Genomic DNA, 14,721 nt, shown 5'->3' on the forward strand with positions numbered 1-14,721 from the left:
GCGCAGCCGCCATCAGGCGCCATTGCCGGATGGCGGCTGCGCCTTATCCGGCCTACAACGACACACCATCAACTAATGGCAATCGGGAAAATAGACCCGAGGATCATTGCGCCGAGGATCGCCCCGCCGGTAATCGGTTTTTGCCACAGGTAAAACAGCAGCGCACCCGCCAGAGAACCGATTCCGATAGGAATAGAAGCCGTCATCGCGCTGAGGATAATCAACGGTCCGAGGAAGCGTCCGGAGGCGTTACCGGCCCCCATCATGACGTCCGCACCGTAGGTCGAGTCGCTCTGGTTGATGGTGAACTTACGCGCCAGAATGATGATGTAGCCAATCGCCAGACCAATCACCAGACCGGTGACCAGCGAGGCGGCGAAGTTGGCGACCGGGAAGATAATGCCCGCGCCCAGCAGCAGCGCCGGAACACCTAACCCAACCCCGGTTTGAATCGCCCCGCCGATATCCAAAATCCCCACCAGCGAACCTTCAATGATGCGGGCAAACAGGAAGCTTGCGCCAAATGCCGCCACCGCTCCGTAGGAGCCGGTATCCATTCCCGCCTTCAGCATCGCCACAAAAGCCACTTCGTTAAATGCGCCAATACCGTACAGGTAGTACATGTGTGTTCCGGCAAACACGCCAGAGGAGAGCAGGCCCACGAAGATCGGGAACGACCAGTCAGCGAACCAAAAACCTTTATTCTGTTCCATGATGACCTCCGTTATTTGCCGCTGAGCGAGTTGTGGATAAGTTCGAGCCAGTTAGGCACGGTCAGATGGAAGGATTCGATCATCTTCATGTCGAAGCCACGGAAGAAGCCGCTCAGGACAAACAGCGCGACGATAGCCACCATCATCACTTTAGTGACGTGGTTCCAGCCGCTCTCTTCAACACCTTTGCCGATCAGAATGCCGAGAACCAGACCCGGAACGGCGTTACCCATGATCAGCTGCGCCGCGCCGCCAAAAACGGTGGCCCAGAAGCCAGATTTCTTACCGGCGTCGATCGCCGCCAGCCAGAAGATTACTGGCATCACGGTGTTAACCAGCAGGTTAGCCGCGGGCACCAGCACCTTGACGGCGGTAACCTGCAACGCTTCCGGTACGGATGATGCGGTGAGGTTCAGGAAGGTCACCACGATCATCCCGATAACGCCGCAGGCAATTGCCATGCGTTTGGGGTCGTGCAGCGTTTCACCGACGTTGCGATTTTTAATCATCAGCGCGGCGGCGCCCCAGTTGGGGATGATGCGATGGTCGACGTCCTGCGTGAACGCCCCCGCCGCAACAGAGGAAGCCCAGGCGTTAAAGAAGAAACCCAGGCCGAACGAGAAGTGAGAAGCCGGATCCCCTTCGCAGGAATTCAGTTCTCCCAGAGTACGAAACGCGCCCATCCCTTGAGTGGTAGGCGCATGAAACATGCGTGCAGCCCCAGCGCCGACACCAACGCCAACCAACGCGCCGATGATGAGCGATTTTATTAATATTATCAGGAACATAATTATGCCTTTTAATAGAAAAATCAGCGTTGCGTAACGAAATCCACCTTGTCGAGATTGATGGCAGTCACGTTGACGGTCACGTCCAGCTCCACGCTGAAAGTGCGTCTTTCCCGGCGCAAAAAGAGGAATAAAAACGCCTCTTTACGCACCGATTCACGCGCTTGAACAACCTGCACATCCTGTGGCTCAATACGCAGTAAGATATGCGGCGACGCTTTCATCACCGCAGCCTGAACGTGGTTCAGGGCATCGGCAAAGGCGCGAGCTTTGGTCTCGCCCTTACCCGTGACTCTCACCGTGGTGGTGAATTGCTCTTTCATGCTTAAGCGCCGTGTTTCTTTTGCCACGCCTGCACCAGGCGCTCGCCGAGCTCTTCTTTGTCCATAAAGCCGAATCCCAGTACGTTGCACCCTTCGTTGATGGCGGTTACCCCTTCATCGACCGAGCGCATGCCGTATTTCGCCTTGTAGCCGTATTTGGTCTGCGCGGTAATCGCTCCCGCACCACCGCTGCCGCAAAACGAGATACCAAAGGTGGCGTTTTCCGCTTTCATCACGTCACCCAGCTTCATATCTGCTGCAACGCCCGGCACCACAACGGCACGGCCACCCGCTTTCTCTACGCCTGCCGCCACTTTCTGGCCTTTACCCAGACGATCGCCAATCACTACGGTAATCTGTTCCATCTTTTGCTCCTTAAAGGTTGTCTTTCGCGACTTCGAAGTGCACCGACAGCAGCCAGGCCTCTTCCTCAGGAAGATTGCCAAACTCGGCGACCACGTCGCGGGCAAGCGCCATTGATTCGGCAGATATTTCATCAAACAAGCTGGCATCGACCTCTGGTAAGGGTTCACCCGTTACCGAGCGGTGCGCCATGGCGCGAACATGCGACGTCAGCATCTGTTCCTGTACGGCGTTGGGAATAATGTTGCGTTCACGCAGCAAGGCATACACCTGCGCCAGCATGCGGTCGGCCAGTTCCACCGATTCCCCCATGTCATTCATTACAGCTCCGTTATTCACTCGTCTTACCCCGTTAATGTCTCTGAGGGTAAATTAGCGACGGAGGTTATGAGTTTGTAGCGAGTTGTTTTCCACTTCGAAGTGGAAAGGTGTGCAGCGATAGTGATCTGTGCCGCAAAAAGAGCTGGAACCACGATTTATCACTGGAAGAATGTGATTGAGATCGCAAGAGCGAGCAGAAAAATGAAAGGAAGTGCGAACAATGAATGGGCGATAAAAATGAAAAAATGTGATGGGGATAGCGTTTACTTATGGGACGTGCAGTAGCGGGGTGTTGTATCCGACCTACGGGTATGCAGGCCGGATAGCGCAGATTAGCGGAATTTCTTGTGGTTTTCGTTGCGCGTGGTTTTCAGCTCTTCCGCAACGGCTTTCGCCTCTTTAACTTTACCTTCGTTCGCCAGCTTCAACGCACCGTCGATCTGACCGATCAGCGTGTCAAAACCGTGACGGAAATCCTTCATCTCCGGGCTATCCGGGGATTTGTTTTCCAGCTTCGGCGGCGTTCCCTTTTGCGCGTCCAGCGCAGCTGCACGCATTTTGGTTAACGCATCTTTAAGTTCGGTCGCATTATCCGTTTTTTCGACGATTTTCAGGTTGTCGTTGAGGATCCCCATATCGTCTTCAAGATCGGCTGCAAACGCAGAAGAACCAAGAACCAGCGTTGAAGCTGCGACGATCGCTAACAGGTGTTTACGCATTGCTCACTTCCTTTTTTATTATTCAAAAATAAACAAACGCCAGATACCCTCAATAATTCACGCCACAGCTTGAAGTATGACGGATATTATTGCCCGGCGATCTTCATCTCCGGCAACAGGACCGAACCACACTGAATATTACTGCGCGTTTCAATATCGTTGCCGACGGTGACGATATTACGCCACATCTCTTTTAAGTTACCGGCGATGGTAATTTCACTCACCGGGTACTGAATTTCACCGTTTTCGACCCAGAAGCCCGCCGCGCCGCGCGAGTAATCGCCGGTAATGCCGCTTACGCCCTGTCCCATCAGCTCGGTAACCACAAGACCTGTGCCCATCTCTTTGAGCAACTGCTCGAAGCTTAGACCCTGTCCCGGAATTCGCCAGTTGTGGATCCCGCCTGCATGACCGGTGCTCTTAAGCCCCAGCTTACGTGCAGAATAATTGGTCAGCAGCCACTGAGTCAGCACACCGTCTTTAATAATGTCGCGGCGTTCGGTCCGTACGCCTTCGCTGTCGAACGGTGAAGACGCCAGCCCTTTCAGCAGGTGCGGATGTTCTTCAATGGTCAGCCATTCCGGCAGAATTTGCTTGCCCAGCGAGTCGAGCAGGAAGGTGGATTTGCGGTACACCGAGCCGCCCGCAATGGCGCCAACCAGGTGTCCGAACAGTCCGGTCGCCACTTCATTGGCGAAAATCACCGGCGCTTTCATGGTGGAAAGCTTACGCGGAGACAGGCGAGATAAGGTACGGCGAGCGCAGTCTGCCCCCACCCACTCCGGCGTTTGCAGATCGCCCATCGCCCGGCCAATGGTGTAAGCGTAATCACGCTCCATATCACCATTTTCTTCTGCAATTACGCAGCTGGAAAGGGAATGGCGCGTGGAGCAGTAGCCCTGCAGCATACCGTGGCTGTTGCCAAACACTTTGATACCATAGTGGCTGTTAAAGCTGCCGCCTTCGGTGTTGGTGATGCGTTTGTCGGCCTGCAACGCCGCCTGTTCAGCGCGGGCAGCCAGTTCGATAGCTTCGTCAGGGGAAACTTCCGCCGGGTGGAACAGGTCCAGATCGGGCGCATCGAAGGCCAGCAGTTCTTTATCTGCCACGCCCGCGCACGGGTCCGGCGAAGTGTAACGTGCAATGTCCAGCGCGGCCTGCACGGTGCGTGCAATCGCCTGCGGGCTTAAATCGGTGGACGATGCGCTGCCCTTACGGTTTTGGTGATAAACCGTAATCCCCAGTGCACCATCGCTATTGAATTCGACGTTCTCCACTTCACCATAACGGGTGCTGACGCTAATACCCGTGGTCTTGCTCACAGCGACTTCCGCGCCATCCGACTTACCTGACGCTAATTCCAGTGCCGTCGAGACTGCTTCTTCCAGAATCTTACGCTGCGCTTCAACTTGTGAGATTACTTTCATCGCAAATGCCATAATGTAGAGAGAGTTTCTCTGAAGTCTAACAGAGAACCGTTTTTCAGTGCGCATCTTAACTGGTAACATTAGCCTCTTTTTTTAAGGAGCCTGACATGACTAAGCAGCCCGAAGACTGGCTCGACGACGTTCCCGGTGATGACATCGAAGACGAAGACGATGAAATTATCTGGGTCAGTAAAAGTGAAATAAAACGTGACGCCGAGGAGTTAAAACACCTGGGTGTGGAACTGGTAAAACTGGGGAAAAACGCGCTGGATAAAATCCCGCTCGATGCGGATTTACGTGCCGCGATTGAGCTGGCCCAGCGTATTAAGATGGAAGGTCGCCGTCGTCAGCTGCAGCTGATTGGCAAAATGTTGCGCCAGCGCGATGTTGATCCTATCCGTCAGGCGTTGGACAAGCTGAAAAACCGTCACAACCAACAGGTCGTTGTCTTCCATAAGCTGGAGCAACTGCGTGACCGTATGGTTGACGGTAGCGATGAAGCTATCGAAGAAGTGATGAACCTGTGGCCTGACGCCGACCGTCAGCAACTGCGTTCGCTGGTGCGTAACGCCAGGAAAGAAAAAGCGGGCAACAAACCGCCAAAATCTTCCCGCCAGATCTTCCAGTATCTGCGCGAACTGGCGGAAAACGAAGCCTAACCTCGTCGTCTGCCGAAAGTGCCGGATGGCGGTGCAAATACCTTATCCGGCCTACGATCCGTTGTAGGCCCGGTAAGCGTAGCGCCACCGGGCATTTTTTTACTCTTCTTCTGCCTGAGCTTTCTTCGCCAGACCATCCAGCAGTTTTTGATGGATGCCGCCAAACCCGCCGTTGCTCATCACCAGAATGTGATCGCCAGGCTGTGCGGTTTTCACCACCATATCTGCCAGTGCATCCACATCGCCGCTCCAGTGTGCCGGCTGAACGCAGGCTTCAGCGACTTCTGCTACCTGCCACGGAATGTGCGGGGGTTGCAGCAGGAACACTTCGTCTGCACGCCCTAACGACGGCGCCAGGTCATCTTTGCACAGGCCCATTTTCATGGTGTTCGAGCGAGGTTCCAGCACCGCGATGATGCGCGCCGTGCCGCCCACTTTACCGCGCAGTGCCGCAAGCGTTGCCAGAATGGCCGTCGGGTGATGGGCAAAATCGTCATACACCGTCACGCCATTGGCTTCACCGCGCAGCTCAAGACGGCGACGGGCGTTGATGAACGAGCCCAATGCATTGGCCGCATCCGCAGGCACGACGCCAACATGACGCGCGGCTGCAATCGCCATCAAACCGTTGTGCATGTTGTGCTCGCCCACCAGGCCCCACTTAACTTCGCCGACTTTTTCACCGTCCAGCCACACTTCCCACTCGGAGGCATCGGTGGTCAGCTTTTTCGCCTGCCAGTGACCTTGTTCGCCCACCAGCTCTTGTTCGCTCCAGCAACCCATCGCCATCGTCTGTTTCAGATTGATGTCGTTTTCCGGGTAGATGATGCGTCCCTGGCCCGGCACGATACGCACCAGGTGATGGAACTGTTTCTGAATAGCTTTCAGATCGTCAAAGATGTCCGCGTGATCGAACTCAAGGTTATTGAGGATCAGCGTGCGCGGGCAGTAATGCACGAATTTAGAACGCTTGTCGAAGAACGCGCAGTCGTACTCATCCGCTTCAATCACGAAGAAGTCGCTCTCGCCGAGGCGCGCGGAAACCTCAAAGTTACCCGGAACGCCGCCGATCACAAAGCCAGGTTTATAGCCGCAGGCTTCGAGGATCCAGGTCGCCATTCCGGCGGTAGTGGTTTTGCCGTGCGTACCCGCAACCGCCAGTACCCAGCGATCGCGCAAGACAAAGTCATGCAGCCACTGCGGGCCAGACATGTACGGAATGTTCTTTTCCAGCACCGCTTCCACGCACGGATTACCACGGGTCATGGCATTGCCGATGATCACCAGGTCCGGCTGTGGGTCGAGCTGGCTGGCATCGTAACCCTGAATCAGATCAATGCCTTGCTTCTCAAGTAAGGTACTCATCGGCGGATACACATTGGCGTCCGAACCGGTTACTTCATGACCGAGCGAGCGCGCCAGCATCGCCAGACCGCCCATGAAAGTGCCACAAATTCCCAAAATATGAATGCGCATACGTCACTATCCTTTTTTAATCTGGGGGCCATTTTACGCACATGTCCGGCAAGTGAGAAACGCATTTCAGGATATTCCGCAGTTTGCTGGCGCGATTCACCTAAGCGCAACAAAGGAAATATTTGTTAATATTGTTGCGGTCGCTTTACTCCACATAAATTGCAGGGAAAGTGTTATGAAAACGTTAGGTGAATTTATTGTCGAAAAGCAGCACGAGTTTTCTCATGCTACCGGTGAGCTCACTGCTTTGTTGTCGGCAATAAAGCTGGGCGCCAAGATCATCCACCGCGATATCAATAAGGCCGGTCTGGTCGATATCCTGGGTGCCAGCGGTGCTGAGAACGTGCAGGGAGAGGTTCAGCAAAAACTCGATCTGTTCGCGAACGAAAAACTGAAAGCTGCACTGAAGGCGCGCGACATTGTGGCGGGCATTGCCTCAGAAGAAGAAGATGAAATCGTCGTCTTTGAAGGCTGTGAACACGCTAAATACGTTGTGCTAATGGATCCGCTGGATGGCTCATCCAACATCGATGTTAACGTCTCTGTCGGTACGATTTTCTCTATTTACCGCCGCGTAACCCCAGTCGGCACACCGGTCACGGAAGAGGATTTCCTGCAACCGGGCAACAAGCAGGTTGCTGCAGGTTACGTTGTTTATGGTTCTTCCACCATGCTGGTGTATACCACCGGCTGTGGCGTACATGCCTTCACCTACGATCCTTCTCTGGGCGTATTCTGCCTCAGCCAGGAACGTATGCGCTTCCCGGCGAAAGGCAGCACGTACTCCATTAACGAAGGTAACTACATCAAATTCCCGAACGGCGTGAAGAAGTACATTAAATTCTGCCAGGAAGAAGATAAGCCAACCCAGCGCCCGTATACCTCGCGCTACATTGGCTCTCTGGTTGCAGATTTCCATCGCAATCTGCTGAAAGGCGGGATCTACCTGTACCCAAGCACCGCCAGCCACCCGCAAGGGAAACTGCGTCTGCTGTATGAATGCAACCCGATGGCCTTCCTGGCCGAGCAGGCGGGCGGCAAAGCCAGCGATGGTAAAGAACGCATTCTGGATATCACCCCAGAAAGTCTGCACCAGCGCCGCTCCTTCTTCGTGGGTAACGACCATATGGTTGAAGATGTAGAACGCTTTATCCGCGAGTTCCCGGACGCGTAAGTATCATTCATCGCACGGACGTAGGCCGGATAAAACGCGTAGCGTTGCCATCCGGCCTACAAAATCCATCGTCTGCTTACGCTTTCTGTAGCTTAAATACGGCCATTGCTTCGATTAGCGCTGAAGACTGCTCTTCCAGCGAGCGGGTAGCCGCTGAAGACTGCTGCACCAGCGCCGCGTTTTGCTGCGCCGTTTCATCCATCTGAATTACCGCGATATTCACCTGCTCTATGCCGCGACTCTGTTCCTGGGACGCACTGGCAATTTCACGCATCAGTTTGGTCATACGCATAACCTCGGTCGCGATTTCATCCATGGTTTCGCCCGCCTGCTGCGCCAGTTCACTGCCTTCCCCCACATGGGTGTGCGAATCGCTGATTAGCGTACGGATCTCTTTGGCCGCCTCGGCGCTGCGGCTGGCCAGATTACGCACTTCACCTGCCACAACCGCAAAGCCCCGCCCCTGCTCACCAGCTCGCGCCGCTTCAACGGAAGCATTGAGCGCCAGAATATTGGTCTGGAAAGCAATGCCATCAATCACGCTGAGGATATCGGCGATTCGGCTGGAACTGCCTGAAATATCGCGCATTTTCTCGATCACATAGCATACCATTTCGCTACCGCGATCGGCGGTATCCGACACCGATTTTGCCAGTTGGTGCGCCTGTTCCGCGTTCTGCGCATTCTGTTTCACCGTCGCCGTGAGTTCTTCCATGCTGGCGGCGGTCTGCTCCAGCGAAGTGGCTGTCGATTCAGTGCGTTGCGCCAGATGCTGGTTACCGGCCGTCAGTTCACGACTGCCAATATCAATTTGCGAGCTGGCATCGCGTACGCGCTGTACCGAGTCGCCCAGCGCATGGCGCATGTCATCCATTGCCGCATTCAGGCGGTTGAATTCGGCGCTGGCCGACAACGCGTTAACCGGCGACAAATCCCCCGTTGCCAGACGTTCCAGTTGCTCAACCATGTTATCCAACGGTTTGAGAAACTTATTTCGCAGCATAAACCAAATGACCGCCAGCAATGCGATAGCAGCCAACATCGCAGCGCTCATAATACCGTGATAAATCAACGATGTAATGACACGGGTAGAAGCATATAGTCCCATGCCACCGGTCAGTAGCAGAAGGAACGTCAGCAGAGACAATAACACCAACAAAGTTGATCGAATTGAAAGGGATTTTGGCATCGTTATATTTCCGGTTGTAGGGTTAAAACAGACCTGTACAGAACCTATCGACTACAACCGGAAAAAGTTTAGGTATTTAAATGTTTTGTGCAAAATCAGTATGTTACTTTGGTGTTGCCGCCGTACCCACTCGGGTAACCGGCGAGCTTTGACGATTTTCCCAAAGCACCGTCAGACCGCGTTGTAACGCTATAAAAATAAACAATAAAATGCCAATCGCGATCTTCGTCCACCAGGAACTTAATGTGCCGTCAAAATTAATGTAGGTCTGGATCAGCCCCTGAATAGCGACGCCAAACAACGTCCCTAACACTGTACCGACCCCACCGCTGAGCAGCGTTCCGCCAATCACAACTGAGGCTATCGCATCCAGTTCGACGCCAACGCCCGCCAGCGCATAGCCCGCCTGGGTGTAAATGGAAAAGACAATGCCGGCAAGCGTCGCAAGCCCGGTAGACAGCATATAAATGCGGATGGTGGTGCTGCGGGTTGAGATGCCCATCAGGTTGGCAGAAGTGGCGTTGCCGCCAATCGCGTAAACCTGATTACCAAAGCGCGTACGGTGCGCCAGGAATATGCCGATGACGACAACCGCCAGCATCAGCAATCCCATCGCGCTCAGGCGACCACCGCCGGGAATTTTCCATGCCAGGCTTGAGAGCGTGTCATAAACCGGATGATTAATCGGGATAGATTCTTCTGAGACCAGATAGCTGACGCCGCGCAGGAAGAACATTCCCGCCAGGGTGATAATAAATGCCGGGATCTTCAGCGCATCAATCAGTAACCCCATAAACGCACCAAACGCGCAGCCCATCAGCAAAACCAAAGGGAACGCCAGCAGCGGAGAAATGCCCCAATAGCCAATGGCCTTTGCCAGAAATACGCCGGTAAAGGCGATCACCGAGCCAACGGAAAGGTCGATCCCGCCAGAGAGGATCACGAAGGTCATGCCTACGGCAATAATGCCCAGAAAGGCGTTATCGGTCAGGATATTGCAAATGACCCGGGTGGAAGCAAAAGCGGGAAACTGCGTCAGGCAGTAGAGATAACCCAGCACAAACACGCCGAGGGTGATCATCAGCGGTAAATTACGTTTTATCATGACCACGCACTCCTTTTATCAGGCTGATAAATCGTTGCGACTGCACGACCAGCACACACAACACCACCACGGCTTTGACCACCTGATTCAATTCCGGCTGGAAGCCCGACAGCAGAATCCCGGTGTTCATGCCCTGAATAATCAAGGCGCCTACCACCGACAGCAGCAGGTTAAAGCGCCCGCCCATCAGCGACCCGCCGCCGATAACCACCGCCAGGATGGCATCCAGCTCCAGCCATAATCCGGCGTTATTGGCATCTGCCCCGCGAATGTCCGCCGTGACGATAATGCCAGCGATAGCCGCGCACAGGCCGCTCAGCACATAGGTGAGCATCACGATAATGCGGGTGTTCACCCCGGCGTTTTTTGCCGCACGAATGTTGATACCCACCGCTTCGATAAACATACCCAGCGCCGTTTTCCGCGTCAGCAGCCAGAACACCACCAGCGTGAGCAGTGCAATAATTACCGGCGTAGGGAACAGTAAGAGCGAGCCGCTGCCAAACCATGACAGTTCGGGCGAGTTAAAGGTGACGATCTGCCCGGAAGTGATAAGCTGCGCCACCCCGCGCCCGGCCACCATCAGGATTAGCGTGGCGACAAACGGTTGGATCTTGAGGATGGCCACCAGAATCCCATTCCACAGCCCAGCCAGAATGCCGGAGCCTAACGCGGCAAGCAGCACCACCGGCAGACTGTGCCCGGCCACCGTCATCGCCGCGGTAGTAGCGCCAGCAATAGCCATGACGGCCCCCACGGAAAGGTCGATGCCGCCGGTAGCAATCACCAGCGTCATACCAATCGCCAGCAGCGCCACGGGCGCGGCGCGGTTGAGAATATCAATCGGGCTACCGAACAGCCGACCATCCTGCAAAATTACCTGGTAGAAGTGCGGGGCGACCAGGCTATCCACCAGCAGCACCAGCAGTAACGCCACCAGCTGTGGCATCCCCTTTGGCCAACGGAACCGCCGTTTAGACGGATTGGATTGAGGGAGAGATTGAGGCATCACCATAGTCTCCTTAGGCCGCAATGGCGTTCATGATCGCCGGTACGGACAGTTCAGCCAGGGGGATCTCGGCCACCTGTTTGCGATCGCGCATAATAATGACCCGATCGGCATAGCCCACTAACTCTTCCAGTTCGGATGAAATGACCAACAGCGCCAGACCATCCGCGCACAGCGTTTCGATCAGGCGAATGATCTCCGCATGCGCGCCAACGTCGATCCCACGCGTGGGTTCATCGAGGATCAGGAACTGCGGTTTGGTCAGTAACCAACGCGAGAGCAGTACTTTTTGCTGATTGCCGCCGGAGAGAAATTCGATCGGCTGCTCAGCGTTCGGAGTACGAATACCAAGCTGGCGGATAAAACGCTCGGCAATCTCGTTTTGCTCTTTCCGGGGAATAGGCCGCAGCCAGCCGCGCTGTGCCTGCAATGCCAGAATGATGTTTTCCCGCACCGAAGCGGCGGCAATAATGCCATCCGTTTTGCGATCCTCCGGACAGAAACCGATCCCCAGACACGAAGCCTGATGTGGCGATCGCAAGGTCTGCGGTTTGCCTTTGATCAGCGCACTTCCGCTGTCGGCGGGTTTAATACCGAAGATCACCTCCGCCGTTTCCGTTCGCCCGGATCCCAGTAGTCCGGCGAGACCGACGATCTCACCGGGACGCACCTGTAGATCAAATGGCGCGATGGTGCCTTTTTTGCCAAAGCCGCTGAATGCCGCCACCGGTTTATCACTTAGCAACGTGCGGCCCGCACGCTGTAGCGCATGGGTATCCAGTTCACGGCCCAGCATCATTTTGACCAGTTCGATCTGAGGCAGTTCTCGGGTTTCACTGCAGCCAACGAAGCCGCCGTTACGCAGAACGGTAATGCGATCGCTGACCTGATAAACTTGATCAAGAAAGTGGGTGACGAAGATCAGACTGACGCCCCGATCGCGCAGATGTCGCATCAAGCCAAACAGCATTTCAACTTCCTGAGTATCAAGGCTGGCGGTCGGCTCATCGAGGATCAGCACTTTTGCGGAGAGATCGATCGCCCGACAGATGGCGACGATTTGTTGCATCGCCACGGAAAAGCGGTTCAGCGGCTCGCGCACGTCGAGGGAAAAACCGTATGACGCCATCAGCTCCGTCGCACGTTTTTCCATCTGCTTGCGCTGGAGCAGGCCAAAGCGCCGCGGTTCACGACCAATAAATAAGTTATCGGCAACCGACATATTGGGCAGCAGGTTCACTTCCTGGTACACGGTGCCAATCCCCAGTTGTTGTGCATGGGCGGTATTTTTGGGGGTGATCGGTTGGCCTTCGAGCCAGATAGTGCCGCGATCGGCATGGTAAACGCCGGTCAGCGCTTTGATGAGCGTCGATTTGCCGGCTCCGTTTTCTCCCAGCAGCGCCATAATCTCGCCACGACGCAAGCTGAAATCCACGTTATCCAACGCTTTGACGCCGGGAAAGAATTTGCTTAATCCTTCGGTGCGGAGGATTTCCTGATGTTGGTCGGTGGTCATGGTTCCCCCTGCATCACGCCGGATGGCGCTACGCTTATCCGGCCTACAAAAGAGCGTAATGTAGGCCGGGCAAGCGCAGCGCACCCGGCATTTTCATGAAGGCTTAGTAGCCCATGTTTTTCTTCTTCTCTAACTCTTCTTTTGCCGTATCCGGCAGATAGAGGATCGACTTGGTAATGGTCAGCTTCTCAGGCATCGTGCCGTCTTTTTTGAATTTCTCCAGCGCGTCGAATGCCGGACCAGCCATATTCGGCGTCAGCTCGACGCTGGCGTTGGCTTCGCCGTCAATCATCGCTTTGTAGATATCCGGTACGCCATCGATGGAACCGGTGAGAATATCTTTGCCAGGTTTCAGGCCCGCTTCTTTGATGGCCTGAATCGCACCGATCACCATGTCATCATTGTGGGCGTAAACCATGCAGATGTTCTTGCCGTTGTTTTCCGCTTTGATAAAGCTCTCCATCACTTCTTTCCCTTTACTGCGAGTGAAGTCGCCGGACTGAGAGCGGATAATTTTGATGTTTGGCGCATTAGCGATAGCTTCAGCAAATCCTTTTTTACGATCGATAGCCACGCTGGCCCCGACGGTCCCTTGCAGCTCAACGACGTTACACGGCTTGCCGTCCACTTGTTTAATCAGCCAGTCACCGATCAATTTACCTTCCAGCACGTTGTCGGCGGTGACGGTGGTCATATAGAGAGATTTGTCTTTTACATCGATGGAACGATCGAGCAAAAAGACCGGAATATCGGCATCTTTAGCTTCTTTTAAAACCGGCTCCCAACCCGTTGCCACGACCGGCGCAATAAAGATGGCGTCGACGCCCTGCGCAACAAATGAGCGGACTGCTTTAATCTGGTTTTCCTGCTTTTGCTGGCCGTCAGCAATTTTCAGCGTAATTCCCCGCTTTTCGGCCTCGCTTTTCGCGACGTTGGTTTCTGCGGCGCGCCAGCCGGATTCAGAGCCAACCTGCGAAAATCCTACGGTTAAAGGGGCTGCCATTGCCATAGACGACATGGCTGCCGAAACTGCTGTGACTAAAAGTAAGCGCTTCCACATAAGTGCGTCCTCGTAGGGTGATTATTGTTGGTTAATTAACCGTTGCGAAAAAACTATAGACAATTGAGCATGTAACGGATTGCGTTACATCACACTTCAAAAAAGTAAATAAAACGTTAATCACAACTTTGTAATCGCTTTCATCTCGCTATGAAAAATGCGGCTGAAGATATGGATTTTTCTGTCACGAGAGAGAGGTAAAAAGAAGAAAATGCACGCAGAGAAAGCGAAAACAAGCGGAGACATTCCGCGCGAGTTGGCTATAATACCCGCCACTTGTTTGCCATAGCTTATTTAAAGGAAACAGACATGAGCTTACTCAACGTCCCTGCCGGTAAAGACCTGCCGGAAGATATCTACGTTGTTATCGAGATCCCTGCGAACGCAGATCCGATCAAATACGAAGTTGACAAAGAGAGCGGCGCCCTGTTCGTTGACCGCTTCATGTCCACCGCGATGTTCTATCCGTGCAACTACGGTTACATCAACCACACCCTGTCTCTGGACGGTGACCCGGTAGACGTTCTGGTCCCGACTCCGTACCCACTGGAGCCAGGTTCAGTGATCCGCTGCCGTCCGGTTGGCGTACTGAAAATGACCGACGAATCCGGTGAAGATGCGAAACTGGTTGCGGTACCGCACACCAAGCTGAGCAAAGAATACGATCACATCAAAGATGTGACCGACCTGCCGGAACTGCTGAAAGCGCAGATCACCCACTTCTTCGAACACTACAAAGATCTCGAAGCGGGCAAATGGGTGAAAGTTGACGGTTGGGACAACGCTGAAGCTGCTAAAGCTGAAATCGTTGCTTCCTTCGAGCGCGCGAAGAAGTAAGTTCGCTTTCTAAGTCAGCATAACTGATTGAAGCCCCTCGTT

At 54.3% G+C, this 14,721-nt stretch carries 16 protein-coding genes; 3 read left to right on the forward strand and 13 right to left on the reverse strand.

Annotation, left to right across the window (positions count from 1 at the left end; translation table 11 throughout):
- Positions 1 to 68 precede the first annotated feature (68 nt).
- From OGY04_RS18435 to pmbA, 7 genes are all read right to left on the reverse strand, one after another.
- Positions 69 to 713, reverse strand: coding sequence for a DUF4310 family protein (locus OGY04_RS18435; RefSeq protein ID WP_003830379.1), 645 nt, complete (start codon positions 711 to 713; stop codon positions 69 to 71).
- An 11-nt stretch (positions 714 to 724) separates the two neighbouring features.
- The gene (locus tag OGY04_RS18440) at positions 725 to 1,501 is read right to left on the reverse strand and encodes a DUF4311 domain-containing protein (protein WP_003025764.1); all 777 of its coding nucleotides are present in this window, start codon (positions 1,499 to 1,501) and stop codon (positions 725 to 727) included.
- A gap of 23 nt (positions 1,502 to 1,524) precedes the next feature.
- Positions 1,525 to 1,824 carry a DUF4312 family protein gene (locus tag OGY04_RS18445; RefSeq protein ID WP_003025762.1) on the reverse strand — a complete coding sequence of 100 codons (300 nt, stop codon included), beginning with the start codon at positions 1,822 to 1,824 and terminating at the stop codon, positions 1,525 to 1,527.
- Between the two features lie 2 nt (positions 1,825 to 1,826).
- Positions 1,827 to 2,189 (reverse strand): SFCGS family glycine-rich protein, encoded by a 363-nt coding sequence (locus tag OGY04_RS18450; RefSeq protein ID WP_003830384.1) that lies wholly within the window; start codon positions 2,187 to 2,189, stop codon positions 1,827 to 1,829.
- 10 nt (positions 2,190 to 2,199) lie between these two features.
- Positions 2,200 to 2,508, reverse strand: coding sequence for a glycine dehydrogenase (locus OGY04_RS18455; protein ID WP_003025758.1), 309 nt, complete (start codon positions 2,506 to 2,508; stop codon positions 2,200 to 2,202).
- 332 nt (positions 2,509 to 2,840) lie between these two features.
- Positions 2,841 to 3,227 (reverse strand): cytochrome b562, encoded by a 387-nt coding sequence (gene cybC / locus OGY04_RS18460; protein WP_003025756.1) that lies wholly within the window; start codon positions 3,225 to 3,227, stop codon positions 2,841 to 2,843.
- Positions 3,228 to 3,313: 86 nt separating this feature from the next.
- Positions 3,314 to 4,666 carry a metalloprotease PmbA gene (gene pmbA, locus OGY04_RS18465; protein ID WP_003830385.1) on the reverse strand — a complete coding sequence of 451 codons (1,353 nt, stop codon included), beginning with the start codon at positions 4,664 to 4,666 and terminating at the stop codon, positions 3,314 to 3,316.
- A 95-nt stretch (positions 4,667 to 4,761) separates the two neighbouring features.
- Here pmbA and yjgA point away from each other — a divergent pair, with 95 nt between their 5' ends.
- Positions 4,762 to 5,313, forward strand: coding sequence for a ribosome biogenesis factor YjgA (gene yjgA, locus OGY04_RS18470; protein ID WP_008786039.1), 552 nt, complete (start codon positions 4,762 to 4,764; stop codon positions 5,311 to 5,313).
- Positions 5,314 to 5,412: 99 nt separating this feature from the next.
- Here the strand turns inward: yjgA and mpl are convergent, their stop codons facing one another.
- Entirely contained in the window at positions 5,413 to 6,789 is a 1,377-nt protein-coding gene (gene mpl / locus OGY04_RS18475; protein WP_003830388.1) for a UDP-N-acetylmuramate:L-alanyl-gamma-D-glutamyl-meso-diaminopimelate ligase, read from the reverse strand.
- A 175-nt stretch (positions 6,790 to 6,964) separates the two neighbouring features.
- On the opposite strand from mpl, the gene fbp reads away from it, so the two are divergent.
- On the forward strand, positions 6,965 to 7,963 hold the full coding sequence (gene fbp / locus OGY04_RS18480; protein WP_003830390.1) for a class 1 fructose-bisphosphatase: 999 nt from the start codon (positions 6,965 to 6,967) through the stop codon (positions 7,961 to 7,963).
- Positions 7,964 to 8,039: 76 nt separating this feature from the next.
- Here the strand turns inward: fbp and OGY04_RS18485 are convergent, their stop codons facing one another.
- From OGY04_RS18485 to ytfQ, 5 genes are all read right to left on the reverse strand, one after another.
- Positions 8,040 to 9,152: a methyl-accepting chemotaxis protein gene (locus OGY04_RS18485; RefSeq protein WP_074439548.1), complete on the reverse strand. Its 1,113-nt coding sequence runs from the start codon at positions 9,150 to 9,152 to the stop codon at positions 8,040 to 8,042.
- 103 nt (positions 9,153 to 9,255) lie between these two features.
- Entirely contained in the window at positions 9,256 to 10,257 is a 1,002-nt protein-coding gene (gene yjfF / locus OGY04_RS18490; RefSeq protein WP_008786036.1) for a galactofuranose ABC transporter, permease protein YjfF, read from the reverse strand.
- Complete coding sequence (gene ytfT, locus OGY04_RS18495; protein ID WP_003830397.1) at positions 10,244 to 11,266, reverse strand: galactofuranose ABC transporter, ATP-binding protein YtfT; 1,023 nt, start codon at positions 11,264 to 11,266, stop codon at positions 10,244 to 10,246. Before ytfT ends, yjfF begins: the two co-directional genes overlap by 14 nt.
- A gap of 13 nt (positions 11,267 to 11,279) precedes the next feature.
- A complete protein-coding gene (gene ytfR / locus OGY04_RS18500; protein WP_286585806.1) occupies positions 11,280 to 12,782 on the reverse strand; it encodes a galactofuranose ABC transporter, ATP-binding protein YtfR in 1,503 nt (500 codons plus the stop codon).
- 103 nt (positions 12,783 to 12,885) lie between these two features.
- Positions 12,886 to 13,842, reverse strand: coding sequence for a galactofuranose ABC transporter substrate-binding protein YtfQ (gene ytfQ, locus OGY04_RS18505; RefSeq protein WP_008786033.1), 957 nt, complete (start codon positions 13,840 to 13,842; stop codon positions 12,886 to 12,888).
- A gap of 309 nt (positions 13,843 to 14,151) precedes the next feature.
- On the opposite strand from ytfQ, the gene ppa reads away from it, so the two are divergent.
- Positions 14,152 to 14,679, forward strand: a complete 528-nt coding sequence (gene ppa, locus OGY04_RS18510) for an inorganic diphosphatase (protein ID WP_003025726.1) — start codon at positions 14,152 to 14,154, stop codon at positions 14,677 to 14,679.
- Positions 14,680 to 14,721: the final 42 nt, after the last annotated feature.

This window comes from Citrobacter sp. Cpo091, assembly GCF_030332645.1.
Taxonomy (GTDB): Bacteria; Pseudomonadota; Gammaproteobacteria; order Enterobacterales; family Enterobacteriaceae; genus Citrobacter; species Citrobacter portucalensis.

Coding starts and splice junctions, on each gene's coding strand:
- OGY04_RS18440 (WP_003025764.1), bottom strand. CDS start 1,501: ATGTTCCTGATAATATTAATAAAATCGCTCATCATCGGCGCGTTGGTT.
- mpl (WP_003830388.1), bottom strand. CDS start 6,789: ATGCGCATTCATATTTTGGGAATTTGTGGCACTTTCATGGGCGGTCTG.
- OGY04_RS18445 (WP_003025762.1), bottom strand. CDS start 1,824: ATGAAAGAGCAATTCACCACCACGGTGAGAGTCACGGGTAAGGGCGAG.
- ytfQ (WP_008786033.1), bottom strand. CDS start 13,842: ATGTGGAAGCGCTTACTTTTAGTCACAGCAGTTTCGGCAGCCATGTCG.
- yjgA (WP_008786039.1), top strand. CDS start 4,762: ATGACTAAGCAGCCCGAAGACTGGCTCGACGACGTTCCCGGTGATGAC.
- pmbA (WP_003830385.1), bottom strand. CDS start 4,666: ATGGCATTTGCGATGAAAGTAATCTCACAAGTTGAAGCGCAGCGTAAG.
- OGY04_RS18435 (WP_003830379.1), bottom strand. CDS start 713: ATGGAACAGAATAAAGGTTTTTGGTTCGCTGACTGGTCGTTCCCGATC.
- ytfT (WP_003830397.1), bottom strand. CDS start 11,266: ATGCCTCAATCTCTCCCTCAATCCAATCCGTCTAAACGGCGGTTCCGT.
- ytfR (WP_286585806.1), bottom strand. CDS start 12,782: ATGACCACCGACCAACATCAGGAAATCCTCCGCACCGAAGGATTAAGC.
- OGY04_RS18455 (WP_003025758.1), bottom strand. CDS start 2,508: ATGAATGACATGGGGGAATCGGTGGAACTGGCCGACCGCATGCTGGCG.
- ppa (WP_003025726.1), top strand. CDS start 14,152: ATGAGCTTACTCAACGTCCCTGCCGGTAAAGACCTGCCGGAAGATATC.
- OGY04_RS18450 (WP_003830384.1), bottom strand. CDS start 2,189: ATGGAACAGATTACCGTAGTGATTGGCGATCGTCTGGGTAAAGGCCAG.
- OGY04_RS18485 (WP_074439548.1), bottom strand. CDS start 9,152: ATGCCAAAATCCCTTTCAATTCGATCAACTTTGTTGGTGTTATTGTCT.
- cybC (WP_003025756.1), bottom strand. CDS start 3,227: ATGCGTAAACACCTGTTAGCGATCGTCGCAGCTTCAACGCTGGTTCTT.
- fbp (WP_003830390.1), top strand. CDS start 6,965: ATGAAAACGTTAGGTGAATTTATTGTCGAAAAGCAGCACGAGTTTTCT.
- yjfF (WP_008786036.1), bottom strand. CDS start 10,257: ATGATAAAACGTAATTTACCGCTGATGATCACCCTCGGCGTGTTTGTG.